This is a genomic window from Paenibacillus sp. MER 180 (genome assembly GCF_023713665.1).
GTDB classification, from domain to species: Bacteria; Bacillota; Bacilli; order Paenibacillales; family Paenibacillaceae; genus Paenibacillus_B; species Paenibacillus_B suaedae.
Genome location: NZ_JAMAVT010000007.1, coordinates 19,778 through 45,736 on the forward strand (window position 1 = coordinate 19,778; position 25,959 = coordinate 45,736).

At 49.3% G+C, this 25,959-nt stretch carries 21 protein-coding genes; 12 read left to right on the forward strand and 9 right to left on the reverse strand.

Going from position 1 to position 25,959, the window contains the following annotated elements; all coding sequences use genetic code 11:
- Positions 1–31 precede the first annotated feature (31 nt).
- The 5 genes from M3661_RS13240 (at position 32) to M3661_RS13260 (ending at position 7,445) form a co-directional block, all read left to right on the forward strand.
- Positions 32–1,669, forward strand: a complete 1,638-nt coding sequence (locus tag M3661_RS13240; protein ID WP_251485711.1) for an alpha-glucosidase — start codon at positions 32–34, stop codon at positions 1,667–1,669.
- Between the two features lie 19 nt (positions 1,670–1,688).
- Positions 1,689–2,636 carry an MTP-1 family protein gene (locus M3661_RS13245; RefSeq protein WP_251485713.1) on the forward strand — a complete coding sequence of 316 codons (948 nt, stop codon included), beginning with the start codon at positions 1,689–1,691 and terminating at the stop codon, positions 2,634–2,636.
- A 37-nt stretch (positions 2,637–2,673) separates the two neighbouring features.
- The gene (locus M3661_RS13250) at positions 2,674–3,735 is read left to right on the forward strand and encodes a BtaManbiosPhlase (protein WP_251485715.1); all 1,062 of its coding nucleotides are present in this window, start codon (positions 2,674–2,676) and stop codon (positions 3,733–3,735) included.
- Between the two features lie 73 nt (positions 3,736–3,808).
- The gene (locus M3661_RS13255; RefSeq protein WP_251485717.1) at positions 3,809–6,361 is read left to right on the forward strand and encodes a beta-mannosidase; all 2,553 of its coding nucleotides are present in this window, start codon (positions 3,809–3,811) and stop codon (positions 6,359–6,361) included.
- 76 nt (positions 6,362–6,437) lie between these two features.
- Positions 6,438–7,445 (forward strand): zinc-dependent alcohol dehydrogenase family protein, encoded by a 1,008-nt coding sequence (locus M3661_RS13260; protein WP_251485725.1) that lies wholly within the window; start codon positions 6,438–6,440, stop codon positions 7,443–7,445.
- 172 nt (positions 7,446–7,617) lie between these two features.
- On the opposite strand, the gene msrA is transcribed toward M3661_RS13260, so the two are convergent.
- Positions 7,618–8,202, reverse strand: a complete 585-nt coding sequence (gene msrA / locus M3661_RS13265) for a peptide-methionine (S)-S-oxide reductase MsrA (RefSeq protein WP_175400461.1) — start codon at positions 8,200–8,202, stop codon at positions 7,618–7,620.
- A 182-nt stretch (positions 8,203–8,384) separates the two neighbouring features.
- Between msrA and M3661_RS13270 the strand changes: the two genes are divergently transcribed.
- Entirely contained in the window at positions 8,385–9,149 is a 765-nt protein-coding gene (locus M3661_RS13270; RefSeq protein WP_251485728.1) for an AAA family ATPase, read from the forward strand.
- 421 nt (positions 9,150–9,570) lie between these two features.
- Here the strand turns inward: M3661_RS13270 and M3661_RS13275 are convergent, their stop codons facing one another.
- The 3 genes from M3661_RS13275 to M3661_RS13285 form a co-directional block, all read right to left on the reverse strand.
- Positions 9,571–10,650, reverse strand: a complete 1,080-nt coding sequence (locus M3661_RS13275) for a M42 family metallopeptidase (protein WP_021256256.1) — start codon at positions 10,648–10,650, stop codon at positions 9,571–9,573.
- 144 nt (positions 10,651–10,794) lie between these two features.
- Positions 10,795–12,513 (reverse strand): phospho-sugar mutase, encoded by a 1,719-nt coding sequence (locus tag M3661_RS13280; RefSeq protein WP_044353742.1) that lies wholly within the window; start codon positions 12,511–12,513, stop codon positions 10,795–10,797.
- A 184-nt stretch (positions 12,514–12,697) separates the two neighbouring features.
- Positions 12,698–13,471 (reverse strand): class I SAM-dependent methyltransferase, encoded by a 774-nt coding sequence (locus M3661_RS13285; protein WP_251485731.1) that lies wholly within the window; start codon positions 13,469–13,471, stop codon positions 12,698–12,700.
- Between the two features lie 232 nt (positions 13,472–13,703).
- Here M3661_RS13285 and M3661_RS13290 point away from each other — a divergent pair, with 232 nt between their 5' ends.
- Entirely contained in the window at positions 13,704–14,375 is a 672-nt protein-coding gene (locus tag M3661_RS13290; protein WP_251485733.1) for an N-acetylmuramoyl-L-alanine amidase family protein, read from the forward strand.
- A 167-nt stretch (positions 14,376–14,542) separates the two neighbouring features.
- Here M3661_RS13290 and M3661_RS13295 read toward each other — a convergent pair whose 3' ends face one another.
- From M3661_RS13295 to M3661_RS13305, 3 genes are all read right to left on the reverse strand, one after another.
- Positions 14,543–15,262: a pirin family protein gene (locus M3661_RS13295; RefSeq protein WP_251485735.1), complete on the reverse strand. Its 720-nt coding sequence runs from the start codon at positions 15,260–15,262 to the stop codon at positions 14,543–14,545.
- Positions 15,263–15,386: 124 nt separating this feature from the next.
- On the reverse strand, positions 15,387–15,785 hold the full coding sequence (locus M3661_RS13300) for a DoxX family protein (RefSeq protein WP_090511878.1): 399 nt from the start codon (positions 15,783–15,785) through the stop codon (positions 15,387–15,389).
- Positions 15,786–15,893: 108 nt separating this feature from the next.
- Entirely contained in the window at positions 15,894–16,358 is a 465-nt protein-coding gene (locus M3661_RS13305; RefSeq protein ID WP_065290206.1) for a MarR family winged helix-turn-helix transcriptional regulator, read from the reverse strand.
- Between the two features lie 200 nt (positions 16,359–16,558).
- Here M3661_RS13305 and M3661_RS13310 point away from each other — a divergent pair, with 200 nt between their 5' ends.
- The 5 genes from M3661_RS13310 (at position 16,559) to M3661_RS13330 (ending at position 22,206) form a co-directional block, all read left to right on the forward strand.
- On the forward strand, positions 16,559–18,088 hold the full coding sequence (locus tag M3661_RS13310) for a spore germination protein (protein ID WP_251485737.1): 1,530 nt from the start codon (positions 16,559–16,561) through the stop codon (positions 18,086–18,088).
- 9 nt (positions 18,089–18,097) lie between these two features.
- Positions 18,098–19,354 carry a Ger(x)C family spore germination protein gene (locus tag M3661_RS13315; protein ID WP_251485738.1) on the forward strand — a complete coding sequence of 419 codons (1,257 nt, stop codon included), beginning with the start codon at positions 18,098–18,100 and terminating at the stop codon, positions 19,352–19,354.
- Complete coding sequence (locus M3661_RS13320; RefSeq protein WP_065290203.1) at positions 19,354–19,587, forward strand: hypothetical protein; 234 nt, start codon at positions 19,354–19,356, stop codon at positions 19,585–19,587. Before M3661_RS13315 ends, M3661_RS13320 begins: the two co-directional genes overlap by 1 nt.
- Positions 19,588–19,615: 28 nt before the next feature.
- Positions 19,616–20,719, forward strand: a complete 1,104-nt coding sequence (locus tag M3661_RS13325) for a GerAB/ArcD/ProY family transporter (protein ID WP_251485740.1) — start codon at positions 19,616–19,618, stop codon at positions 20,717–20,719.
- Between the two features lie 245 nt (positions 20,720–20,964).
- On the forward strand, positions 20,965–22,206 hold the full coding sequence (locus M3661_RS13330) for an MFS transporter (protein WP_251485742.1): 1,242 nt from the start codon (positions 20,965–20,967) through the stop codon (positions 22,204–22,206).
- 158 nt (positions 22,207–22,364) lie between these two features.
- Here M3661_RS13330 and M3661_RS13335 read toward each other — a convergent pair whose 3' ends face one another.
- Both M3661_RS13335 and M3661_RS13340 read right to left on the reverse strand, forming a co-directional pair.
- Positions 22,365–24,083 carry a response regulator gene (locus M3661_RS13335; protein WP_251485745.1) on the reverse strand — a complete coding sequence of 573 codons (1,719 nt, stop codon included), beginning with the start codon at positions 24,081–24,083 and terminating at the stop codon, positions 22,365–22,367.
- 1 nt (position 24,084) lies between these two features.
- Positions 24,085–25,944 carry a cache domain-containing sensor histidine kinase gene (locus M3661_RS13340; RefSeq protein ID WP_251485748.1) on the reverse strand — a complete coding sequence of 620 codons (1,860 nt, stop codon included), beginning with the start codon at positions 25,942–25,944 and terminating at the stop codon, positions 24,085–24,087.
- Positions 25,945–25,959: the final 15 nt, after the last annotated feature.

A 25,959-nucleotide genomic window follows, 5' to 3' on the forward strand; every position in this document is an offset into this window, starting at 1 on the left:
GCAGATGGACTACGCAATGGGAGTGGAGAAAGTGGAGACACCTTGGTGGAAATCTGCCGTGTTTTATGAAATCTATATGCCGAGCTTTTGTGATGGAAACGGTGATGGAATAGGAGACTTTGCTGGTATTGTATCCAAGCTTGACGAGCTTCAGGAGCTCGGCGTCGAAGGCTTATGGCTGACGCCTTTCTATCTATCGCCCAAGGTGGACAATGGCTATGATATCGCCGATTATACGACCATCGATCCGGACTACGGAACGATGGTCGATTTCGACACTTTCATTCGTGAGGCGCATGATCGCGGTTTTAAGGTCATCGTTGACCTTGTACTGAATCATACGTCTGTGGAGCATCCGTGGTTTAAAGAATCTCGATCATCGCAGACGAATCCGAAGCGCGATTGGTATATATGGAAAGATCCAGTCGAAGGGGATGTCCCTAACAATTGGGAATCGTTCTTCGGCGGGCCCGCGTGGGAGTATGACGAATCGACGGGACAATATTATTACCATGCATTTGCGAAGGAACAGGTCGACTTGAATTGGGCCAATCCTGACGTACGCACGGCGATGAAGGAAGTTATGGGTTTTTGGCTTGATAAGGGCATCAACGGTTTCCGTCTCGATGTCATTAACTTCTTGAAAGTATCCGGAGAATTTCTTGATAATCCGTACGATGCGGCAGGCGAGCAGCAGCATGTGCACGATAAGGACCAAGCTGGCATCTTGGATGCGATTGCCGAGATATGCGCGTACGTGCATGAACGGGAAGGGGCATTCATGGTTGGCGAGATCGGCTCGGAGGATATGGACGTATTGAGACGTTATAGCGGCAAAGGGCTGCTTGACGTCGTATTCAACTTCAATCTAGGCAGTCAGGAGACATTCTCGTTCGATCGTCTCTATACAGAGTTGCAGAAGATGGAAGAGGTTCATGCATCTGATCAAGTGCCGACGCTATTCTTTAGCAGCCACGACATGCCGCGGCACATTTCACGGTTCGGCGATGGAAATCCAGAGCTGGAGGAGAAACGTGCGAAGCTGATCGCCACGCTGATGTTGACCGCAAAGGGTGTGCCGTTTCTCTATTACGGTGACGAGATTGGGATGCGCGATTTCGTGGCTGAGACAATCGAGGATATGCGTGACGTTCAGGGGCTGACCGCGTATCAGCTGGCGCTTGCGAACGGCAAGTCCTCCGAAGAGGCGCTGCATATGGCCAATGCGAAGTGCCGGGACAAATCCCGTACGCCGATGCAATGGACGGAGGAGAAATTCGGCGGCTTCTCGGATGCTGAGCCATGGATTGGCATGGGGCCGCAGCATCGTCTGTTGAACGTAAGAGCAGAGAAGCAGCGTCCAGATTCTATTTATCAATTTTATCGGAAGCTAATCGCACTCCGGCGCCGGCATCCGGCACTTCATGGAGGCTATTATGCCTTGATGGAGCGGCGTGAAGACACGTTGCTATACGTTAGGCGCGCAGCTGGCGAAGAAGCACTCGTGGCGCTTAACTTCGGTGCGAAGCCATTGGCGCTGTCGTCTGGCCTTCGAATAGCAGGTAACCCGTACTTGGCCTTATCGAATTATCGTGAAACGGCTGAAGATTTCGGTTCATTCATCCTTCGTCCGTATGAAGCGGTCGTCTGGATAAGCGAGACTAACTAATGAAGGAGATATGTCCGTCATGGAATTAATCAAAGGCAGTGTAAAGACGTGTGAAATCCTACAGCAGGAATATATGGCGCATAACCAGCTGGCACAGAACGCAGAGAAGCTGTCGTTTACCGGGGTTGGCGACAAGGACGTATACAATATTACGGCTCCATTTGAAGATGCAGGTGAACTGGTCATTGCTGGACGCGTCGAATCACGTGACAGCGAATTTTCCGAAGTTCGTTTCTTTGTTGAACAGAACGGGGAATGGGTACCGCGTGAAGGTGCACCAACATTCGAACTTCAGGATCCGTTTCAAACGCGAATCGGCGGCGAGCTCGTACTCGGCGGTGTGCAAATTTATCCGCATCCGACACAGGAGAACGCGCTTATGTGGCGCACAGTGTTCTACAAAGGGAAGAGCATCGCAGAGCTGAAGCCTTTCTTCAAGGGACCGAACGGAATGAAGGATTTGCGCATTGTTGAGCTTCAAGATGGCAGCGTTGGCGTCTTTACTCGCCCACAAGGAGAAAAAGGCGGCCGTGGAAAAATTGGCTATTCTCGTGTGAATCGCTTGGAGGATCTATCCATTGAGCTGATTAACAATACTTCGCTGCTTGACGGACAATTCATTGACGAAGAGTGGGGAGGCGCTAACGAAGCGCACCTGCTAAGCGATGGTCGAATCGGTGTACTTGGTCATATCGCCAACTTCGATGCACAAGGGGATCGTCACTATTACCCGATGGTATTTGTTCTCGACCCAGCAACGGGCAAGTATTCCGATATCAAGCTCATCGCTGTTCGCAATAAATTCTTGCCAGGTGCCGCGAAGCGTACTGATCTTGTAGATGTCGTATTCAGCGGTGGACTCGTGCGCAACGGAGATGGTACGGCAGTGCTGTATGCCGGCATAAGTGATGCAGAAGCACATCGTTTGACGATAGCGGATCCGTTTCAAGAGTTTGAACAGGCATAATAGTATTTACTATTTTACAGCTTAAGGAGTCTACAATATGAATATCTATCGTTATGAAGAAAATCCGATCATTACGCCAGCTGACGTCAAGCCACACCGTGACGACTTCGAAGTCATTGGTGCGTTCAACGCGGGCGTTGCAACCTATAATGGCGAAGTGCTGTTGCTTCTGCGTGTAGCGGAGCGTCCGATCAGCAATAATCCGAACATCGTAAAGGCACCTCTGTTCAATCCAGAAACGAAGAAGCTGGACATTATTGATCTTCGCATAGATGATGAACGCTATGATTTCTCGGATCCGCGTGTGATCCGCAACAAGACACTGAACGCGACTTTCGAATATTTGACTTCGATTTCTTATATTCGCATTGCGCGCAGTAAAGATGGACATAACTTTATAATCGATGAAGCGCCATTTGTATATCCGTCTACGGAATTGGAGACGTTCGGTATTGAAGATCCACGGGTAACGCAGATTGGCGATACGTACTATATCTATTTCTCCGCCGTATCCCCGGTAGGAATCGGTGAATCCATGGTATCGACGAAGGACTTCGTGAACGTGACGCATCACGGAATGATTTTCGGCCCAGACAATAAGGACGTGCTTATTTTCCCGGAACAAATCAACGGCAAATATTATGCGCTGCACCGTCCGACGATGAAGAGCATCGGCAACCCGGAAATTTGGATTGCAGAATCGGATAACTTGCTGTACTGGGGCAATCATCACCATCTGGCTGGCTTGCGTCCGGGCATGTGGGATGGCGGCCGCATGGGCGGCGGCGCTGTGCCGTTCAAGACAGAGAAGGGATGGCTGGAGCTGTACCATGGAGCGACGAAGGATCATCGTTATTGCATGGGCGCCGTTCTGCTGGACTTGAATGATCCGACGAAGGTAATTGCCCGTTCCGATAAGCCAGTGATGGAGCCGGAAGCGGATTATGAGAAGAATGGCTTCTTCGGCGATGTCGTCTTTTCTTGCGGAGCTATCATAGAAGGCGACACGGTGAAGATGTACTATGGCGTAGCAGATACATCGATGGCCTGCGCTGAGCTAAGCGTCAAACAAATTTTGGACAGTTTAACATACTTATAAACGAATTTAGAACAAAGAAACGTTAAAGCGCCAAAACCAGAAGGTTTTGGCGCTTTCTGAATAGGAGCACGAGATGAGATTAACTGATAACTGGAAGCTGCGCGATTTCAACGTTGGCGAAGCGCGTGACTTAGAGGTAGCATCCCCCGATTATATCGATTATTTCTGGATGACGACGCAGGTGCCGGGCGATGTGCATGCGACCCTAATCGAAAGAAACATTATTGATGATCCATTCTATGGGCATAATGACCAGAAGTGCCGCTGGGTCGAGGAGAAAGTGTGGTGGTACCGCACGGTGTTCACTTGGGACGGTGAACGGGAAGCCAGAGAGCGAATGGAGCTTGTTTTTGAGGGGCTTGATACGTTTGCAACCGTATATCTGAATGGAGTTGAATTGGGCTCGACAGATAATATGTTCATCAGCCACTCGTTCGAGGTAACAAGAGAGCTTAACAAGGGCAAAAATGTGCTGGCGGTTAAGATCGATCCGATCCATTTGCATGCCAAAGACAAGATTCAGTATTACTGGTCCGGGTTCAGCAAAAAAAGGATTTGGACGCGGAAAGCGCAAAGCCACTATGGCTGGGACTGGGGGCCGCGTCTCGTCTGCGCGGGTATTTGGAAGGACGTTCATCTCGTCAAGCGCCGCCATGGCTATGTAGACAACGTGTTTGCGCGTACGTCAGAAGTGAAGAACGGGGAAGCAGTCGTAGATGTGACTGTCGATGCGCGAGTGTTCGACCGCAGCGAGGCGTGCCTCGCAGAAGTAGAATTGCTTGATGCGCAAGGGAATCTTGTCGCGTCGCAATCGATTCAGCTTGATCGCAGCCTGGGCTTCGTACAAGACGGTGCCATTTGCACACATGGGCGATCCGATGACGTGCGTCTGCATGTTTCGAATCCGACATTATGGTGGACGCATGATCTGGGCGAACCATATTTGTACCAGTTAAAGGTAACACTTCGGAGTGGCAGCGAAGCAGTTGACACATGGCAGCAGCAGTTTGGTATTCGAACGCTGGAATTGCTTCTGCACGACGAAGCAGGGGAACATGCCTTCACGTTCGTGCTCAACGGCGTGAAGCTGTTCGCGAAGGGTGCGAATTGGATTCCGATCGACAGCTTCATTGCGGCTGTACCGGATGACCGGTATACTCGGTTAATTCGGATGTCACAAGATGCCAATATGAATATGCTGCGCGTGTGGGGTGGAGGCATCTACGAGCGTGACATTTTCTATGACGAGTGCGATCGGCTTGGCCTGCTCGTCTGGCAGGACTTTATGTTCGCCTGCGCGCTCTATCCAGACTATAATCGCAACTTTATGGACAATGTGCGGCGGGAAATCGATCAGGTTGTCAAGCGGCTGCGCAGCCGGACATGCCTCGCGCTATGGTGTGGCAATAACGAAAACGACTGGCTGTACGAGGCGCTGCATTCAAGCGGTGAAATTTTGCATCCATTTTATGGAGAGAGGATATATCATGAGCTGATGCCAGCAATGCTGGAGGCGCTTGATCCAACGCGCCCGTTCTGGCCGAGCTCGCCATACGGGGGCAACGACCACAATTCCCGCGAGGTTGGCGATACTCACAATTGGCAGGTATGGCACGGCAACATCGAACCGCGTGTGTTCGGCCAGCCACAGGTGCAGGACTATAGCGTAGAAGGATTGTCATTCAAAAAGTTCAAAGAGGACACTACCAAGTTCGCAAGTGAATTCGGGATGCATGCTTCCTCCAACCGTTACACACTGCAGCGCAATATTCCGGAGAACCAATTCTTCTGGGGCAGTGAAGAAATGATGTACCGGAATAAGGATATCCATTATCCGAAAGGCATTCTGCTTATGGAAGGATATACGGGCGCGCCTACAAATATAGAGGAATATATGAACTACTCTATGCTGACGCAGGCTGAAGGCTTGAGATACGGTATTGAACATTACCGCCGCAATAAGCCGGATACGAGTGGCGCATTATTCTGGCAGCTGAACGACTGCTGGCCAGGTACGAGCTGGTCGGTCATCGATTACTATGGACTGCCGAAGGCATCGTATCATTACGCTCGCAAGTTCTTTGCGCCTGTGGTGCTGACAGCGGATCACGACGCTGGACAGGATCTCAGTCTGTGGGTGCTGAACGATCGATTGGAAGCTTATGAGGATACAGTTCGCCTGACCGTATATATGATGGATGGAACGGTACTGAGTGAATACAGCTTCGATGTGTCCGTAGCGGCGAACAGCAAATTACAGGCTGCCGTGCTGTCCGAGGCGGAACTGACGAATGGGGCCGATCCGACAGAGGTCGTATGTGTCTTGTCCTCGGCGAATGGCTTGCTGGAGGATAATTTCGTTTATTTTCGCGATTACAAGGACATGCGCTTCAATACAGTGAAGCTTAAGTTTGAAGCGGATGAGGCAGCGAGCGTTATCCGTATAAGTGCGGATCGTGTTGCGCGCATGGTCAAGATCGAGCTCGATGAGGAATGGATCGTGCTGAGCGACAATTTCTTCGATCTTCTGCCTGGACATGTGAAGGAAATACAAGTCTCACAATCCGAAGGAAAGAGCATTCCTTGGAATACGCTGCGCGTATCCGCATTGAATGAAGGTAAATAGCGCCAGATCATGATGGCGAGAACAGCGTAGCAAGTAACAGTATTACGACATTATTTTGTGAAAAGGGATGAGGAGCATGAAGGCGGCAGTTCTTCGTGGAGCAAAAAACATGGAAGTTACGGAATGGGGCGAGCGCCCGCTTGGCAAGGATGAGGTGCGGCTGCGGGTTGCTTGCTGTGGAATTTGCGGCACAGATCAGCATATTTACCATGGGCATCCGGGGTCAGCGGAGGTAACGCCGCCGATCGTGCTCGGGCATGAACTGGCCGGAACAGTCGAGGCTGTAGGTGAGAATGTTGTGAATATGCAGCCAGGTAATCGGGTGTCGGTTGATCCGAATATGTATTGCGGATCATGTGAATATTGCCGCGGGGGACGTGCTCACCTGTGTGATCATCTGCAGGCTGTTGGCGTTACACGGGATGGCGGCATGGGTGAACGATGCATCGTTCCCGCTACCAACTGCTACAAGCTGCCGGAACAGGTAAGCTTGCTGGAAGGAGCGATGGTCGAGCCGCTCGGCTGCGTGCTGCATGGGTTCAAGAAGCTGGAGCTGCGAGCGAATCAGCACGTGATCATTGCGGGTGGCGGCTTCATTGGCCAGCTGTTCCTGCAGCTTGTCAAAGCTGCTGGTGTTGCACGCATTACCGTCATTGAGCCGGTTGTGCAGAAGCATGGGTCGCTGCTGGCACTCGGCGCACATGCGGTTGTATCGCCAATAGATGGAGGAGCGGACGAGCTGCGGAACTCTGCAGACGTCGTTATCGAATGCGTCGGCCGGTCTGAGTCAGTTGAGTTGGCATGTGCAGCTGCACGCAAAGGCGGCCAGGTGCTGCTCTTCGGCGTCGCTGCCCCGGATGTGCGCGTGAGTATTTCACCATTCGAAATTTTCAGCAAAGAGCTGCGCATTATGGGATCGTTCATCAATCCATACACACACGAGGAAGCAATTACGCTTATTGCGCAAGGAATTGTACGCATCGAGCCGCTTATCAGCCATCGCTTCCGTATGGGAGAGTTGCCGGACATCATGTCGCGCTATCCTCAGCTGAATGTGACAAAAGGTGTTATCATGCACGAATAGCAAGTAGCCATTGTTCAACCTATATAGATGCCTGCAATATGGAATAATCGAAACAGCCGCCCCGGCTCTTTGCTTGGGCGGCTGTTTCAATCTGAGAGCGGAGGCCAAAGTCTAATGTGTTCACCTCGTTATATGTGGTTAGTGGAATACCTTCCATTAATGCAACATAGCTCTAATTGGACATGTTCCAGTGCTGAGCAATGAATTCGTCACGACCAGACTTGGCACGATCCGCCTTATAATGTTCCGGCTCTTTGCGATAATAGTCCTGATGATGGTCCTCCGCGGGATAAAATGGAGTGGCATTGCGAATAGATGTGATAATGGACTTATCGAAACGGCCGCTTGTATCCAGCGCGGCCTTGGATGCCTCCGCCAAGCGGCGCTGCTCATCGGTATGCGTGAAGATGGCAGTCGTATAAGATTCCCCGCGATCGTGGAACTGACCTCCGTCATCCGTGGGGTCGATTTGCATCCAGTACAGATCGAGAATAGTCTCATAAGAAATGATGTCTGGATCATACGTGATTTGTACGGCCTCCAGATGGCCGCTAGTCTGCGATTTAACTTGTTCATAGGATGGATTGGAAATGTGTCCGCCCGTATATCCGGATACGATGCGATGCACGCCCTCCCACTGATCAAACGGCTTAACCATGCACCAGAAGCATCCTCCTGCAAATGTAGCGGTTTCGATTCTGTTGTTCTGTTCATTCCGCCCATTAACTTTGAGAGTAGTGGGTTGTCCCGCAGGCATTGACATCGTAGTTGCCCTCCCTGTTCACAATAATAGATAATATTCTATATTCACGGCTACCTATCTACATAAATTCAGATAAATGATCTACATGAACGCTTATCTGACGCATTCAGAAATGGGAATACCGCTTTTTAACAGTGTACCGCGGGAAGACTCAACTGCCAAGGAGTGATATGAATATGAACTTCGGTCTCGATCCATTTCCGCTCTATTTGCGGCATATAACATTGCTGTGCGAACAAGTACCATCCTTTCATGAATACCCCTTTGCCCTCGCTGCTATCCGCCCTTTTACCCAGCTTTCTTTTCGCAAGCCCGTAACCTTTATTGTCGGGGAGAACGGAACAGGAAAATCCACATTGCTGGAAGGAATGGCAATTGCCTGGGGATTTAATCCGGAAGGCGGATCCTTGAATTTTTCATTTGAAACCTCGGCCACGCATTCGGTGCTGCACCGTTATCTCCGGCTCTCACGAGGAATACAGCGTCCACGAGACGGATTTTTCTTGCGTGCGGAAAGTTATTACAATGTAGCGACGAACATAGAGGAGCTTGATGCAAGCGAGTCGCCAGGTCCAAAAATCAAAGAGTCGTATGGGGGGGAATCGCTTCATGAGCAGTCTCACGGAGAATCGTTCCTGAATACGTTCCTGCACCGTTTTGGCGGTCGGGGGATGTACATGATGGATGAGCCCGAAGCCGCATTATCGCCGCTGCGGCAGATGACGCTGCTTGCACGGATGCATGAACTGGTTGGCAAGCAGTCTCAATTCATTATTGCAACCCATTCTCCCATTTTAATGTCCTATCCCGACGCGGATATATGGCAGTTGGATGAGGAGGGCATTCGTCAGGTTGCGCTGGAAGAGACGGATCATTACATCATTACCAAGAGCTTCATGAATGATCGGGATGCTATGCTTCGGACGCTGTTCAATGATTGAGATACATTACGTTATCACATTGCGATCAGCTTGGACAGGTACGCGGTACGTGACAACGGGGATGTTGATTGGCTGTCCACGGGTCAAGATTACGGGTATGTCCTATTGTAAGATAGATACGCTCATTATGGGGTGACACACCTATGATTAAGTGCTAACGTTCGGTACATACACCCCTACGAGGACAAAGAGGCTTATGTATTGACGACGATCGTAAATGGCACGACAGCATCACACGATGCGCACGTTCCAGTTGCTTGGAACGCACAGCTATTCAACTGGTCTAGTAGAGCTCCGTTATTCCAAATAATCCTTAATCTGATACCATAATAAGAGCGCAGTCGTTGTTCAGATACAACGTTCTGCGCTCATATTAAATCGATTTCGTTTACATGTTGCCGATTTGGTTTAAAAAATATCGTTACGAACGCTCTACGATCGTGTTGTACGTTGTGCGGTCAGTATGCTTCACCAATTGAACAAGAAGTTCCTTCGCTGCGTCGATATCATCTGTATGAACGATCGAAGCAGGTGTGTGGATATATCGTCCGCATACGCCGATGACCGTCGAAGGAACACCCTTGTTGCTCAAATGCACTTGGCCAGCATCTGTTCCGCCTGGAGATACAAAATATTGATACGGAATGCGATATGTATCCGCAATATCTTGGATGAATTCCACCAGACCGCGATGTGTAATCATCGTAGGGTCGAGGATGCGAAGCAATGCACCTTTGCCGAGATGACCGAAGGAATTCACATCACCCGTCATATCATTTGCTGCGCTGCAATCCAGTGCATAGAAGATATCCGGCTGAATCAAGTTGGCAGATGTACGGGCACCTCTAAGACCAACCTCTTCTTGAACAGTTGCACCGCAGAACAGTGTGTTTGGAAGCTTGAATTGTTCACGATGAAGTTCCTTCATCAATTCAATGGCAAGTCCAACACCATAACGGTTGTCCCATGCTTTGGCCATAATTTTCTTCGGATTAAGCAAGGGAGTGAACTTGCAGACTGGAACGATTTGTTGTCCAGGGCGAACGCCTGCCTGTTCAGCTTCTTCACGGCTGTCCGCACCAATGTCGATGTACATATGCTTCACGTCTACAGGCTTGTTCGCTGTAGCTTCGTCAAGCAGATGCTTCGGAATGGAGCCTACAACACCTGGAAGCGGGCCGTTTGGCGTAATAACTTCGACCTGCTGGGCAAGTACAACTTGTCCCCACCAGCCGCCAAGCGGTTGGAACTTCAGCATCCCGTTTGGTGTAATTTGCGTGATCATGAAGCCAACTTCATCGAGATGGCCGGCTACCATAACGCGAGGGCCTTGCTCGTCGCCGCGCATAACGCCGAAGACACTGCCGAGTGCATCATGCACGAATTCATCTGTATATTTGGATAATTCAGTTTTTACCAAGGCACGCAGTTCCCGTTCGAAGCCGGGAGCAGAAGGGAATTCCGTCAGCGTGCGGAATAATTCTAACGTTTCCTGTTGCATGGGATTGCTCCTTTCATCACTAAAGCCTGTTCATCATTTTAGTATGAACCGATTTGATGCAGGATGCAAGCATGATAACGCCGTCCTGTAGAGAAAGCCAGGACGGCGTAAAATATATCTATTTGATTAACACAATAATGAATATTAAGATTGCGCTTGAATAAATGCGTCAATGCGAGACATTACGTCTTCAGATACGCGCTGCAAGCGTGCTGCAGCATCTTCGCCAGTCGAGCCCTTCACGGCGAAGTACATCTTAATCTTCGGTTCCGTTCCGGATGGACGGAGGCAGAACCAGCTGCCATCCTCGAGGTGGAACTTCAGTACATTTTCCTTCGGCAGATCATACAGACCTTGTGCGAAGTCTTCCGTTAAGGTGATAGCCACACCGCCTGCTGTGGAAGGAGCATCTTCACGCCAATTATTCATAATGCCTTGAATGATCGCTACACCTTCTACACCTTTCAACGTACGTGTTTGCAGTCCTTCGAGATAATGACCATGCTGCGCATACAAATCTTGTAGAATCTCGTACAGTGTCTTGCCCTGTGCTTTGTAATAAGCACCAGCTTCACTGATGAGCATAGCTGCGATAACAGCATCCTTATCGCGTGCATAGTTGCCTGCCAAATAGCCATAGCTTTCTTCGTAGCCGAAGATGAAGGTATGCTCGCCTGTGCGATCAAATTCTGTCATTTTCTCGCCGATATATTTGAAGCCAGTGAGCGTGTTAAATACAGTCATGCCGAAGGATTGAGCGATTGCTGCACCGAGCTCACTCGTTACGATCGTTTTGATCACAGCTCCGTTCGCCGGCAATGTCCCCTTGGTCTTCATCGCGTCCAGCAAATAATGCACCATAATCGCTCCGGACTGGTTGCCGGTCAGCACGACATATTCACCGTCCGCATTCTTCACAACAGCACCCATGCGGTCTGCATCCGGGTCTGTACCCATGATAATGTCCGCATCCCAAGATTTAGCCTGCTCGATGGCAATGCTGAATGCCTCGCGCTCTTCAGGGTTTGGCGACTTCACGGTAGGGAAGCTGCCGTCCGGCAGCTCTTGCTCTGCCACGACTCGAACCTGCTGGAAGCCGATGCGATCCAATACGGCGCGTACGGGCTTATTGCCTGTACCATGAAGCGGCGTAAACAGTACACGGAACGAATCGCTAGATGAGCGAATGATATCTTCATTTTGGCTGACAGAAGCCACGGCATTTATATATGCTTCGTCCATCTCTTGCCCAAGCCACACGAGGAGTCCCTGTGCTTCTGCTTCCTCGCGGCTAAGCTTCTGAATGCTCGCAAATGATTCGATGCCGCGAATTTCAGCAATGACGCGTGATGCTGTATGTGGCGTGATTTGTCCACCATCGTTGCCGTATACTTTGTACCCGTTGTACTCTGGCGGGTTGTGGCTTGCCGTTACCACGATGCCTGCGCTTGCCTTTAGGTTCCGCACAGAGAAGGACAGCTCAGGAGTAGGGCGCAGACTTTCGAACACATATGCCTTTACGCCATTGCCCGCTAGAACCAAGGCCGCTTCAAGCGCGAACTCTGGAGAGAAGTGGCGAGAGTCGTAAGCGATCGCGACGGAAGGAGCAGCTTCTTCTGCCTTCAAATATTGGGCAAGACCTTGAGTTGCTTTGCCTACTGTATATACATTCATGCGGTTGCTCCCCGCGCCAATCACGCCGCGCAAGCCACCTGTACCAAATTCCAAGTCTTTATAGAAACGGTCTGTAATTTCTCGTTCGTTGCCAGCAATCTGCTGCAATTCTGCCTTCGTCGCCTCATCGATGTGCGCATCGTTCAACCACGCATCGTAGGCCTGCTGTGCACGCAGTGCAGTGTCCATTCGTGAAATCCTCCTTCAACAAAATCATTTACCTAACGGTTACTTATCCTATTGTACTGGATAATGAAGCTACCTGCATGTGTAAAAATCATAGATTCCTTTTTATTCCTGAATGTGTGTAGTCTGTTGAACAATGAAACAAATATATGATTCACAAAGCGAATTGATGCTTTCGTACATGCTTCTACACCTTGCGGCAGATGACGATCATTGATGATGAAGCTTGCAACGGCTCGGCAGACCAATTTCCATATAAATGGAGAAGTTCAAACCCGTTCAATTCCAGAAGTCTTGCCAGCTCTTGTGGATACGTGTATCGAAGATGAATGGTCGATGTACGTTCCATCACTGTCTTCTCTCCTTCACGGAAGCGGCGGATTATCGTATAATGCTGAATTTGTGTCACAGGGTCGTATACCGCTAGCGTATACACATCGCATCGCTGCTGCGATCCCATCGGGATGGAGTGCCAAAACTCCTCCTCTTGTAGTTGAAGCAGTTCGTCCGCGGTCGGGAAGCGTGTATCGAAGATGAATATCCCGTTATCTGTTAGCAGGCTGCGAACAGACTGCAGGAGGCGATTTTGCAGCTCATTGGTTAGGAAATGTTGAAACGAATTGCCCACCATATAGGCAAAAGGCGCTTCTGTGGCCAGATTCAAATCCGTTAGATCCTGCTGCATCCATTGGATGCTTATGTCTGAACGTTGTGACGCCTTCGCACGGGCTTGCTCCAGCATTCCTTCGTGAAGATCAATGCCGATCACGGCATAACCTGCTTCTGCGACCGGTATGGTTAAGCGTCCTGTGCCACAAGCCAAATCAACAATAGGGCCGGTTCCCCCGGCTTGCTGCTGAATCCACGAGAGGAGCAGGGATAACTCCGGGCATCCCTTATTTTCCATATCATATAATGCAGGATCCTCATATTCAGATAAATCCCATTCAGTGAAGGTCATAATATTCTCCTTTGCATACAGAATATAACTATAGGTGAATTGTAGTTCTTGGTAATTGTTGTGTCAATTTTGCTAGTATAAGAGGCAACAATAACAATGAAAGCGCTGCTGTAGCCACTTTCTCCAAGAAAGTGGCTTTTTTCTTTACCCGATCTTTATCTCATCTTGATATGAGGCTAGTAAACTAGCTTTATTAACGAGATCGATAAAGAAGGGAAGAGGTAGTCTACGAATGAAAAGATTGACCATGGTATGTTTATCGGCGCTCCTATTATTGGGGCTCTCGACTTATGTTTATATGCAGGATGTACACGGTTCGCAAGAAGAGCATGTCCTTCTACGAACACCAGAAGGTGGAGGGCAGCAATTAGTAGGAAAGACGATTGTCCTTGACCCCGGTCATGGGGGACACGATTCAGGCTCGGTTGGCCAGCAGGGCACGCTGGAGAAAGATGTGACGCTGCAGACCGTTCAGGCGATTAAGCGCGAACTTCAGCGACGGACAGGCGCACAGGTCGTGGTCACACGAGAGCAGGACGAGACAGTATCTTTGCAACAGCGAATTGATGTCGCTGAAGAGAAGTCAGCGGATCTCTATGTAAGCGTCCATTATGATGCTTACGATACGGGAGAAGCCGAAGGAATGACAACCTACTATTACGATGATAACAATTGGCAGCTGGCCAACACGATGCATGAGTATCTGAAGCAGAGCCTCAATATGAGAGATCGCGGCGTTCATGTAGGAGATTACATGGTGCTGCGGGATAATTCAAGACCGTCGATCCTACTTGAGCTTGGATACATCTCCAATCATGATGATGAGCAGCGAATGAAGTCGCAAGCTTTTCAAGAACAAGCAGCCAATGCAATTGTTGATGGAATCATAGACGTGCTGCGATAACAACGCAAGGGAGAGTAAAAGAGAGTAGGATACAGGCACAAACACAGATGCAAGTTGCGTAGACAGCTCCGGTTATGCGGATATAGATCAAAAATAAGAGATGCGCGATGGCGCATCTCTTATTCTCTTTATTATGAATTGGGAAGGGGGAAAATAGAGAAAAATGATTAAGGCAAATCGATGACCATCACATAAGTGCCTGGTTTGAAGTGGAACTTCATCGTACCGGCATTCTCGATACGAGCCGCATCACGACGATGCAATACTTCACCGTCCTCGAAGCCAACTTCGCCTTCCATCACGAATACATACAGGGAGCGGTTCGGTCGTTGTTCAATAGTTACTTCTTCTCCCTCTGAGAATTGGCCCAAGTACATCGTCATATCTTGATGAATATGGGCAGTTCCAAGTTCCTCTGCGTGATTGGATACGACCGGAAGCAGACGGTTCTGGATCGAATCCAAGCTGTACGTATGTGTCTCGTAGGATGGATCGATTCCGAGACGCTCCGGCATGAACCACAATTGCAACAATTCAAGCGGCTCAGAGCTGGATGCATTTGCTTCACCATGGTAAATTCCTGTTCCGGCGCTCATGCGTTGAATTTGACCAGGTACAATAATTTCGCGGTTGCCCGTGCTGTCCGTATGCTCCAGCTCACCTTTCAAGACGACGGTTACTATCTCCATGTTTTTATGCGGATGCAGATCGAACCCAGTGCCTGCCGCAATATGGTCGTCATTCAAGACGCGCAGTGCGCTGAAGTGCATATTTTCTGGATCGTAGTAATCAGCGAAGGAGAAGCTGAAGTACGTCTTCAACCAACCGTGGTTATTGTGATAGCGGTCTCCTGCGCGTTGGATGGAACGTTTCATTGACGTGTTCATTGTAAAGTCCTCCCACTATGGTTAATAATCTGTACGATTTGGCTTCAGTAGTTGTATGCCTTGGTACAAAGAGAGTAATTAATAATTGCGTTAGTGAACAATTAATAAATGGATAATGCTGAAGTTACAACAATGCATCCAGAGACAATGAGCCTGCGCCAATCAGTGCAACGCCGATAGCAGCTGCAATCAGCATCACGTTGTATTCAATCCCGTTCGAAGTTACCCAGTAGCCGTTCGCCCCATGAACCTTCACAATCGCAACAAGCATCGTACCGACAATAAATGCCGCGCCAAGCCATGTGAGGAAGCCGAGTCCGAACAGCAAGCCGCCAGCAAGCTCAGTTAATCCAGCCATCAGTGCCATGAGTGGTCCAGGACGCATTCCGATAGACTCGAACCAGCCGCCTGTACCTTTAATTCCGTAACCGCCAAACCACCCGAACAGCTTCTGTGCTCCGTGTCCCATCATCGTCAATCCAATAACGAGACGAATAATCAATAATCCGTAATCTGCCAACATTTTATATTCCTCCTAAAGTAATGTTTGATTTGATTGCAAAACACTTGTACCAAGAATCTTTAATTCGAGATATTAGTTCGAAGGAATACCCTTCTCTATTGAAAAGGGCTACTTCGGTGAAGGGACGCTCTGTCCCAGTTGTTTTAGCAAGCTGATCAGTTGATCCTTGTCTTCCGTAGGCATTCCATTCACTGCCTCATGAAGGGCCTTCGCATGCCGTGGGAATATGTCGCCAATGACTGCTTCTCCTTCAGGTGTCAGTTCAGCGTATATGACGCGACGATCTTTCTCGCAAGGTCTTCGCTGCAGGAACCCCTTCTTCACGAGCTTATCGATCACATAGGTCATTGTGCCGCTTGCCAGCAAAATCTTGCCGCCAATCTGCTGGATAGGGGTTGCACCCTTATGATAGAGCAATTCCATGACCGCAAATTCGGACGGATTGAGCTCATAATGCTTCATATCCTGCTGGGCATAATCCATTAAAGCCTTGGAAGCACGGGATAAGACAACGAACAGCTTCAGTGATTGCTGAATCTCGGGATCGAATGCATCCGTACGAGGTCTGGTCATCTGTCATTCACCACCTTTATGTTAAGGAATTTCAATATCTTGAAAAGTAATATCTTTAATTCGAGATAAATATATCATGATCAAATCCCGATGTCAACTCATAATTTTCAGCTGTACATGCAAACCTATATTGGGAGAAGACGGAGACTCGGTACAGAGTCGGTATTCAGTGCAGGGAACTTCGAAGGAGGTAGGGTTTTATGCCTACAACAGAAGAGCAGCATAACGGAACTGCTCAAGCAGGTATGCCGCAAAATGTGGAATGGTCCTCTTATGGAGAACACAATGTTGCCTTCTTAAAAGATTGCTTTCAGCAGTGTGAAGACATGATTTTTTACAACTTCGAATTGCAGGGAGGCAAGAAGGCTACCTTATGCTATCTGGATGGTCTAACGGATACGGCGATGCTGGATGAACATATTATTGAACCGTTGAAGCAGCGTTATCCGGATCAGACAGACTCCGCTAATGTCCTGGTAGAGGATATTCTGCGAACCGTCACGGCTGTGAAGGTGATGCCGATTTATTCTATGGAGACTGCGATAGAAGCGATCCTATCAGGCTTGGCGATTCTCATTCCGCATCGGGCTGCAGCCGGCTTCACCATAGATGCTATAAAGTTTGACAAGCGCGGTGTATCAGAACCGACTGCCGAATCCGTCATTCGTGGCCCGCGTGATGGGTTCGTAGAGACATTGCAGACAAATGTTGCTTTGCTGCGTCGCCGTATTAGAACACAACAATTAAAAATGGAGTCATTAAAGCGCGGCGCGTTGACCCACACCGAAATCCGGTATGCCTACATCGAGGGGATTGCTGATCCCGACTTAGTGGAAGAGGTGCGTAGACGCTTGCAACGCATCTCCTTGCAAAGCGTGCTGGACAGCGGGTATGTGGAAGCATGTCTGGAGGATAAGCCTGCTTATCTGTTTCCTCAAATCGTAACGACCGAGCGTCCGGATGTAGCTGCCTCCCACTTGTTGGAGGGACGGATTGTTATCATTGTGGATGGTTCGCCAGTCGTTCTCATCGCTCCCGGACTGTGGGCATCGTTCATGCAGTCGCCGGAGGACTACTACCATCGCCATTACTTCGGCACTGTTATCCGTTGGTTGCGCTATCTTTGTTTCATTATTTCACTGCTCGGGCCATCTCTTTATGTCGCTATTATTACGTACCACCAAGAGATGATACCCACCGAGTTAATATTAACGATGGCGAGGGCACGTAGCCAGATTCCATTTCCAGCACTTGTTGAGGCGTTGTTAATGGAAATCATGTTTGAAGCAATTCGCGAAGCAGGCGCACGTTTGCCTCAGCAGGTTGGATCTGCGGTCAGCATCGTGGGTGCGCTCGTCATCGGTCAAGCGGCAATATCGGCTGGACTTGTATCTGCACCGATGGTAATGGTCGTATCCATTACGGGTGTATCCTCGTTCCTTGTGCCTCATTACAACATGGGCATAGCGGTTCGGATGTTGCGTTTTCCGATTATGCTATTTTCGGGATTTCTCGGCTTGTTTGGGTTGATAATGGCAGTTATTTTGCTTGCGACGCATCTGTTGAAACTCAAGTCATTTGGTGTTCCCTATTTATCGGGCATTGCTCCTATGCGTAAAAACGAGCTGAAGGATATTCTGCTTCGCGTTCCCGTGTGGAGTGAGGATACGCAGATCGAGCGTATGTCGTCGGCAGGGATAAACGAGGGAGTAGATAGGTCAAAGTCGTAAGGAAGGTTTATGAAAATAAATCAAAAAAGCTTGCTATACAGCGGCAATACGGAGAAAAGAGGTGAAAGTATGGGCTTGCGCAAGGACTCTCGGAACATAGTCAGACTGGTCGTTCTGTGTTGGTTATGGATAATATTGGCTGGTTGCTGGGATCGGACAGAAATTGAGCAGCTTTCGATCATTCTTGCCGCTGGATTGGACAAGGACGGAGATGGCGATGTAAAGATGACCTTGCTGGTGTACATTCCGAAAGAAGGAGGAGGTGGCGGAACGACGCCTGGCGACAGTAAAAAAAATGGCGGCGGAGGCACGACCACTGTATTCTCTGCTAAAGCAAAGACACTGGGTGAGGCGGTATTTAAGCTGCAAAATAAAATGCCGCGATATATTTTCTGGGGTCAGACCGAAGTGTATGTCATCAGCAAAAAATTAGCTGAAGAGGGATTACTTAAACATTTCGACTTTTTCCTTCGATATCAGAATCCACGGGAGAATGCACTGCTGTTTATTGCGGACGGCAAGGCAAGCGAAGTCCTGAAGTCATTGCCGCAGCTTCATCACGATGTCGCTGAATTGTTCAAAGATTTGGGGAAATCGCGATCCGTATGGAATGTGACGCTGCTTGATTATATGAAAATGATGGCTGGGGACTCGACAATGGCTTTTGCGCCATACGCTGAATGGAAGGAGAGCGAGCTTGGCATTCAGGCTCCCTCTATTGAAAAGTTGGCCGTTTTTAAGAAGGATCGCTATATTGGAGAGATTGGCGGCCAAGACATGATTGGCGTGATGTGGCTGCGTGGTGAGCAGAAACGGTTAACTGTTTCCTTTTGTAAGGAAGGAGATAGCAAGGACTGTTTGTCCCTGCGCGTTCATCGTAATTCCATTACATTTGACCCCTACTGGGACGGTAAGCAACTGACGATGCGCGTAAAGCTAGTCGCCTTTTTGGACATGATCCAGAATAACACGAAGTTGGACGTATCGGATGCGGATCAGACGAAACAAGTGGAATCAAAAACGGAGGCGAACATTGAACACCTCATCAAACAATCCATCAAGACGACGCAGCAGAGACTGAATACGGATGTGCTCGGATTCGCATCTCGTATACATCGGAAATATCCTGCTCAGTGGAAGAAGCAAATCCGATCCAATTGGGAAAAGATTTATGCCGATATGAGGACAGAAGTACGCGTACATGCCGTTATTGAACGTCCGGGTAGTATCACAAGTACGATCGAGCAGAAAGCAGGGGTTCAATAATGGGAGTCTATTTTTTGTCGGGTATGGGGCTTCTGCTTCTCGCAAATTTCATATTTGAATGGAGAATTCGAAGCAGGACGTCTATTCGAGAAAAGCGGGTATTTGTTATTATTTGGAGTCTGGCGTGGCTTGTCGTGCTGTTGGTCAGTGAATTCCCGCAACGGACAACTCCACGCCAATGGATAGATTTCATCTATAAGCCGCTGCTGTTGTGGTTGAAACATCCGTCTTGATTCTAAGGAAAAAGGAGGTTGCAGGGGGATGGAACAAGGGAAAATAACATGGCCGCAGCTATGCATGCTGATGTACTTAATGGTATGCGCTACTGCAGTGCTCGTGATTCCGACGGTAGCCTCTCAGATAGCCGGACGCGATGCGTGGTTAACTTCAATCATCAGTTCTTTAGCGGGATTTATTTCGCTCTATGTCGGTATGCGGCTAAATCGATACTTTCCCGATAAGACTATGGTAGAATATGGGCCGATTCTCATTGGCCGTTGGGCAGGGGCGTTGGCAAATGGGATCCTGATGTTCTATCTGCTGCATGGGGCGGGAACCATACTTCGAGAGTATGGGGAGTTCATCGTGGGATCGCTGCTGCTGCGTACACCGGAGATGGTCATTAGTACGGTACTCATTTTCGTATGCGCGGTAGCAATTCGAGGGGGAGTTGAGGTCATTGGCAAATTCGCATTGATTATTGCACCTTTGTTCATGGTCTTGCTGCTGTGCATCCCGTTGTTCCTTCTTCCCGTATTGAACGGTACAGAGATGTTCCCCATATTGAACAATGGGTGGAAACCGGTTTTGCATGGGTCGATAACGCCGGCAACCTGGTTTCTGGAATTTGTGCTGATTGGCTTTTTCCTCCCCTTTGCGATAGGCAAGCGCAGCCGTTGGAAATGGAGTGTAGCCCCTGTAATACTTATGCTAATCACGATGGTCGTTACGAATTTATTATGCTTGTTCTTATTCGGTCCGTTAACGTCGATGTTTACATTTCCGGTGTTTGTGGCATCTCGTTATATCAGTCTTGCCGACTTTTTTGAGCATGTAGAAGCAATCGTGGTCGTGTTGTGGGTGTTGGGCGGCTTCGTGCAAATTGCTACATGGTATTACATGCTCGTGCTTGGTACCGCCCAATGGCTGAAGTTAAAAGATTATCGGTCTATCATATTTCCACTCGGTGTGTTGATCATTGCGATGAGCTTTTGGACTGCAGATAATTTGCAGGATATGGTCGATCTTTTCATGACGACAGAGCCATTATTCGCGGCAACTGTGCTGTTGTTGTACCCGCTGCTGCTTCTGATTATCGCATGGTGGAAAAAGAGACGGGCCTTACATAAGGAAACACGAGATTAATGCCGTAATTTCTAACTAATTAGCGAATGCTTCTCTTTGAGGCGGCTCATGCCGCTGCGATGTTGAAATTTCGGTGATGCAATGCGGCAGTCTCGATTGACGATGATGGTGCTAGAAGGTAGAATGACGGTGATTTCACAAAGTAACCGCTTTCGAGCGGTACCTGACAAGTACAAGGAGTGTGCATCGTCATTACTACAACCAGGTCTCGTCACAAGCGCAAATTTTCCGATAGTCGGAAATATTTGTGGATAGGCACACTGGAGGGAGCTAACGCAGTCGTTACCCTTACTTTGCTCGGCGGCCCGTTCCTAACCGGATATTTATTGTATTTAGGCGCATCCTCAAGTCAGATCGGATTTATACTGTCCATCACGACATTTGTGAATGTCCTGCAAATTGCGATTGCTTACTTGCTGCAGCGGGTGCATTCGCCGAAGTGGACGCTGATTGGGTTAGTTGCTGTGCATCGACTTACGTGGGCGGCAACGGGATTGATTCCGTTTCTGTTCGACAAGGGCTTATGGATCACGGTGTACATGATCATGTATACGGTGGCGTTCGTTGCCAATGCGGGAGCGGGTATCATATGGACCAACTTTATGGGGGATATGGTTCCTGCTTCGGTTCGAGGGAGATACTTCGGTATTCGCAATACGATTGTCAACGCGGTAGGGAGCTTAGCGCTGTTTATTGGCGGGCAGATTCTTAGCGCTTATCCCGGAGGAAAAGGCTTCGAAATTATATTTATGATTAGTTTGGTATTTGCGCTGTGCAATATCGGCATGTTCTTCTTCTACCCGAACTTGCCGATGACGCGATCGACAGAAACGAACCTGATATCGATGGTGAAGAAGCCGCTGCGTGATCGTGCTTTTATGATGCCAGTGCTGTTCTTGTCAGTATGGCTGCTGTTCCAAAATATGATATTGCCCTTCTTCTCCTATATGATGCTGGAGTTGCTTGGGGTTGGTTATGATCAAGTATCGATCATAACAGTCGTACAGACGGTAGTAGGCATGTGCAGCCTCTATGTATGGGGCAATTTGAACGCGAAGTACAGCAATAAGTTTTTGCTGTTGTGCACACTGCCGATCATTGCTATGTCTTGTTTGGCTTGGTCGCTTACGGCATGGATTCCGACGTTCGAGGCGCTGCTCATCGCACATAGCTTAGTTGGGATTGGGGTAGGCGGCTTCAACCAAATGGCATTCAACTTCATTATTGGCGATACGCCGAAGACCGAACGGCCGATGTTCATTGCCATGTATTCAGCAATTACGGGACTGGCCGCTTTCGTTGGTCCGATAGTTGGAGGCTTGCTGTTTGACGGGATTAAGGGGCTGCCGATGTGGTTTCAGACGTGGGGACTTGCGATGCTTCTGGGCGTATGCATGCTGCTTCTTGCGGGGACGCTTGGAAGGCACGTGCTGCTTCGGGAAGGGCGGCATGTGAGTCACCGGTCGGAGAAGCAAATCAGCGGCTGAATTGCTCAGCATGTAAGTTGTGTACATAGCTGATTAGATGCATAGCATGGCTATGCCCCTAGAAAATAGCTGTGTTTTTAAAATAAAAGATGGGGCGTTCTATGAGGGTAGCTTTCGCTTCTATTCATGGGACGCCCCTGTTCTACAGGATAGTAAGGTTACGGATTCATTTGCTGCTTGCGATATGTGTTTGGTGACATGCCTTGTGTCTTCTTGAATACTTTACTGAAATATTTCTCATCCTGATACCCAATCATCTCAGCCACCTGAGCGATGCGCAGGTGGGGGTTGAGCAGCAACCGGAGTGCTTTGTCCATGCGAATATTCGTTATATAGTCAGACAGGTTAATGCCGAGCTGCTGCTTGAATTTGCGAGAGATGTATTCGCGGCTTACATAGAAGCGCTGCGCGATATCCTGCAGCGATACCTCCTCATGATAGTGCTGCTCCACGTACTTGGCGATATCATAAATGATGTGCTGTTCTTCCTTCTTTTGCTGCACCAGCAGGCCGGACAGCTGAGTAAGGGAAGACAGCCAGACCTGCTCCCAGTCTTTCCATGAGAAATCATCCATACATTCGGGACAATGGAAGTGAATAGACAGCTGATCTGGTGTACCAGCGTGCATCTCCTCAACTGAAGCGGCATCTGGAGCGGCGGCTTGCTCCAACCGCACACGAAAGGCTTCCCACTCCTTCATCCAGCCATTAAGCATATCCGGGGTCAACTGCGACAGCTGCTTCTGTGCTTCGATGAAGACGTGTACGGCTTGGCGGAGCTGTTCTTCATGCCCGCTTAACAGAGCGAGTCTCCATTCCTCCTCGAAGGAGGCAAGTCGGATCTGCTTGGAGACTCCCGTATGCAGAGGGGGAGAAGCGATTCGCGCGGTCTCATCCGCTATTGATTCCGTTGTAACCTTAAACTTATGGATATGCGTTCTATGCATGAGCAAATTGCGATGCATTAACGCATGTTTGGCTTCGGCATATCCGGCGGAGATTCCTGCGGGCAGGGAGAATGAACTCGATACACCGAAGTGCAGTCGGTGCTTGAAGGTCTGTTCCAGCCCGGCATTCAGTTGTTCCAGCACTGCCTCCAGCCGCATGGGAGAGTCCCACATGACGATAATAAGCTCGCCTTCCGGGGCGCCATAGCGGAAAGCGGTGCCGCAAGTCGATACGTGATTACGCTGCCCATCCGATGCGTAGGTCTTGCCGTTCAGCAGTTCATCGGCAATATTGACAAGCGAGTAGAATAGCAGATGTCTATTCTCGCCGAATTTCCCGCGCCAATTGACGTGCCCTGCGTGAATTCGAGCTACAGCAAGCCGAGCGCACGTGATGGCTTCGGGGAGATAGAACTCGCGCTGCAATCTGCGCACATTTCCTTCATAGACACAAGGATCGTCCAATAAACCAGACCACAGCTTCTCAGCCAGCATTGGCTTGAATTCGTTGGCTTGCATGCGCTGCTGCTGGCTTGATTGGCGAACGTCCTCTTCTTGCGTCCATGCGGCGATCGCCTTGCCGATGGCGTTATTAACTGCATCGGGGTCGATTGGTTTCAATATATAATCCATGCCTCCATGCTGCATAGCATGGCGAACGAGTGAGAAATCATCATGCCCGCTGATGGCAATGATCTTGCTTGAAGGAGCATGGCGGCTCATCCACTCCATAAGCGCTGTTCCGCTCATGGTCGGCATCATCATGTCGGTCATGACCAGTTGAGGCTTGTGCTCCTGAATCAGTTCAACAGCCTGCTCACCGTCCGCAGCCTCCATAACCGTATCAATTCCGTGTGTATCCCAGTCTACAAGCAATCGGATTGCATCCCGTACGTGCTTCTCATCGTCTACGATTAATGCCTTCATCATGTTAGTTCTCACGCTCCAATTCCAGCTCTATAACAATACGAGTGCCTTGGGGTTCCTGCTCCTCGACTCTCATCGTAGATTTGCCGTCGGTGAACAGCTGCAGCCGGGCGAGCACATTGACAAGCCCGATGCTGGACGGCGAGCCAGATGAAGAATCCGAGACGAATTCGTCCCGTGATAAAGTATGGCTTGTTCGTGTGCCTAGTTGCTCCGGATGTACCTCCTTCAGCCTCTCGTTCAGTTCGAACCGGCGCATCAAGGTCATGCCTCGACCGTTATCTTCAACGATAAGTTGCAGATAGGGGGCAACTATTCCTTGTGCTTGTTCTGCCCGCTCGATATATCTAGTGCGAATAGCAAGCTGCCCACTCGGTACGGAACGGTCAATTCCGTGCTTGAAATAGTTCTCGACGAGAGGCTGCAGCGTCATCTTCGGCACTTGTGTGTCCAGCGTTCGTTCGTCAATATCGAATACGGCTTGGAAAGTGTCTTCGAATCGCTGTAATTGCAGCTGCAAATAGGCCTTCACATGTTCGAGCTCTTCTTGCACGGTTGCTGTGCTCTTGTCCGTATACATGCTGTAGCGCATCATCTTGCCCAGCGCGGTGACAAGCTTATAAATATGCGGCGCATTATGCTGCAGCGCCAGTGTTCCAATCGATTGCAGCGCATTGTTCATGAAATGCGGGTTAATCTGGGCCTGCAGCGCTTTGAGCTGGTTTGATTTGTTCGCAAGCTCAAGCTGATATTCCCGCAAAATAAGGTTATTGATCATGTCCATCATATTGCGGAATCGCTTCAGGACGACGCCGATCTCATCGTTGCTGACAGGCTGGATATCTACGCGCAAGTTCCCTGTTTGCACTTGGTTGATGTAGCGGACGAGCTGACGTATCGGCTTCGTAATGCGGAACGATACGACGATCGTAGCAATAATGATGACAATCAGCGACAGGGCGATGAGCATCATGTTAATGACTGCGGCCTGATTCGCCTCCTGCAGCAAGTACGATTTCGGTATCTTCTTCACGAGCGTCCAATTCGCCAGCGGCGTCGCAACGCGCTCATGAATGAAAATGGCTCCATCCTGCTCGAAGTGGCCACTTTCTTTCTTGTTGATTTGTTCGCGGTTGTACCAACTTGCTTCGAGCTGCTGTCCAATGATTTGTCTGTCATCTGCGTAGAAGACGTGTCCGGAATCATCTAGCAGATAGATGCTTTCCTGCTCCTGCGTGTACAGTTGATCCACAATTTGAGCGAGTGATTCAAGCTTCACATCGACCGACAGCATCCCAATTCGATCGTTGGCAGGGATGCGGTAAATCGGCCGGTGCAAGGTGAATACCTGTACACTCGGGAAGAAGAACGGTGACGACGAGAACCCGTACGTATGGCTTAAATGCGTAGGCTGCATCTGAATGCCGTTCTTCGCATATCGGGCTGTATCCTCATAGAGCTTCGCATCGTAGATGCGCCGAGGCACGCTCTGAATGACCAGCGAGGCGCGCTTCGTTTCGGTGCGATAGAAGTACACCTGCCATATTCCGTTCATGGATGATGCCATATTTTGCAGCGTGACATAGGTGTAGGAATCGAATGTGTAATCGTCATAGCCTCTGTCCAGCTGGCGATAAAATTCATAGTCGGTATAGATCGTTAAGGAGGCACGGTTCAAATTGTCCACGAAATTCGCTAAGTTCGTCTTCCCTTGGAACATTAGCTGATGGTTCTGCTCAATGGCGCGCTTCTCTAGTGAATCCGTCGTATAGCTGTATGAAATGATCATCGTCGCTACAGTCGGGACGATAGTGGCAATGAGCATAAATAAAATAAGTTTGGTACGGATACTGTTCCAACGCATACATTCGCCCCCTCA

Excerpts from the sequence above, each read along its gene's own strand:
- M3661_RS13315 (WP_251485738.1), top strand. The coding sequence starts at position 18,098 with ATGAAAATAAATCAAAAAAGCTTGCTATACAGCGGCAATACGGAGAAA.
- M3661_RS13310 (WP_251485737.1), top strand. The coding sequence starts at position 16,559 with ATGCCTACAACAGAAGAGCAGCATAACGGAACTGCTCAAGCAGGTATG.
- M3661_RS13340 (WP_251485748.1), bottom strand. The coding sequence starts at position 25,944 with ATGCGTTGGAACAGTATCCGTACCAAACTTATTTTATTTATGCTCATT.
- M3661_RS13290 (WP_251485733.1), top strand. The coding sequence starts at position 13,704 with ATGAAAAGATTGACCATGGTATGTTTATCGGCGCTCCTATTATTGGGG.
- M3661_RS13270 (WP_251485728.1), top strand. The coding sequence starts at position 8,385 with ATGAACTTCGGTCTCGATCCATTTCCGCTCTATTTGCGGCATATAACA.
- M3661_RS13320 (WP_065290203.1), top strand. The coding sequence starts at position 19,354 with ATGGGAGTCTATTTTTTGTCGGGTATGGGGCTTCTGCTTCTCGCAAAT.
- M3661_RS13260 (WP_251485725.1), top strand. The coding sequence starts at position 6,438 with ATGAAGGCGGCAGTTCTTCGTGGAGCAAAAAACATGGAAGTTACGGAA.
- M3661_RS13300 (WP_090511878.1), bottom strand. The coding sequence starts at position 15,785 with ATGTTGGCAGATTACGGATTATTGATTATTCGTCTCGTTATTGGATTG.
- M3661_RS13305 (WP_065290206.1), bottom strand. The coding sequence starts at position 16,358 with ATGACCAGACCTCGTACGGATGCATTCGATCCCGAGATTCAGCAATCA.
- M3661_RS13325 (WP_251485740.1), top strand. The coding sequence starts at position 19,616 with ATGGAACAAGGGAAAATAACATGGCCGCAGCTATGCATGCTGATGTAC.
- M3661_RS13255 (WP_251485717.1), top strand. The coding sequence starts at position 3,809 with ATGAGATTAACTGATAACTGGAAGCTGCGCGATTTCAACGTTGGCGAA.
- M3661_RS13295 (WP_251485735.1), bottom strand. The coding sequence starts at position 15,262 with ATGAACACGTCAATGAAACGTTCCATCCAACGCGCAGGAGACCGCTAT.
- M3661_RS13280 (WP_044353742.1), bottom strand. The coding sequence starts at position 12,513 with ATGGACACTGCACTGCGTGCACAGCAGGCCTACGATGCGTGGTTGAAC.
- M3661_RS13245 (WP_251485713.1), top strand. The coding sequence starts at position 1,689 with ATGGAATTAATCAAAGGCAGTGTAAAGACGTGTGAAATCCTACAGCAG.
- M3661_RS13275 (WP_021256256.1), bottom strand. The coding sequence starts at position 10,650 with ATGCAACAGGAAACGTTAGAATTATTCCGCACGCTGACGGAATTCCCT.
- M3661_RS13250 (WP_251485715.1), top strand. The coding sequence starts at position 2,674 with ATGAATATCTATCGTTATGAAGAAAATCCGATCATTACGCCAGCTGAC.
- M3661_RS13335 (WP_251485745.1), bottom strand. The coding sequence starts at position 24,083 with ATGATGAAGGCATTAATCGTAGACGATGAGAAGCACGTACGGGATGCA.
- M3661_RS13285 (WP_251485731.1), bottom strand. The coding sequence starts at position 13,471 with ATGACCTTCACTGAATGGGATTTATCTGAATATGAGGATCCTGCATTA.
- msrA (WP_175400461.1), bottom strand. The coding sequence starts at position 8,202 with ATGCCTGCGGGACAACCCACTACTCTCAAAGTTAATGGGCGGAATGAA.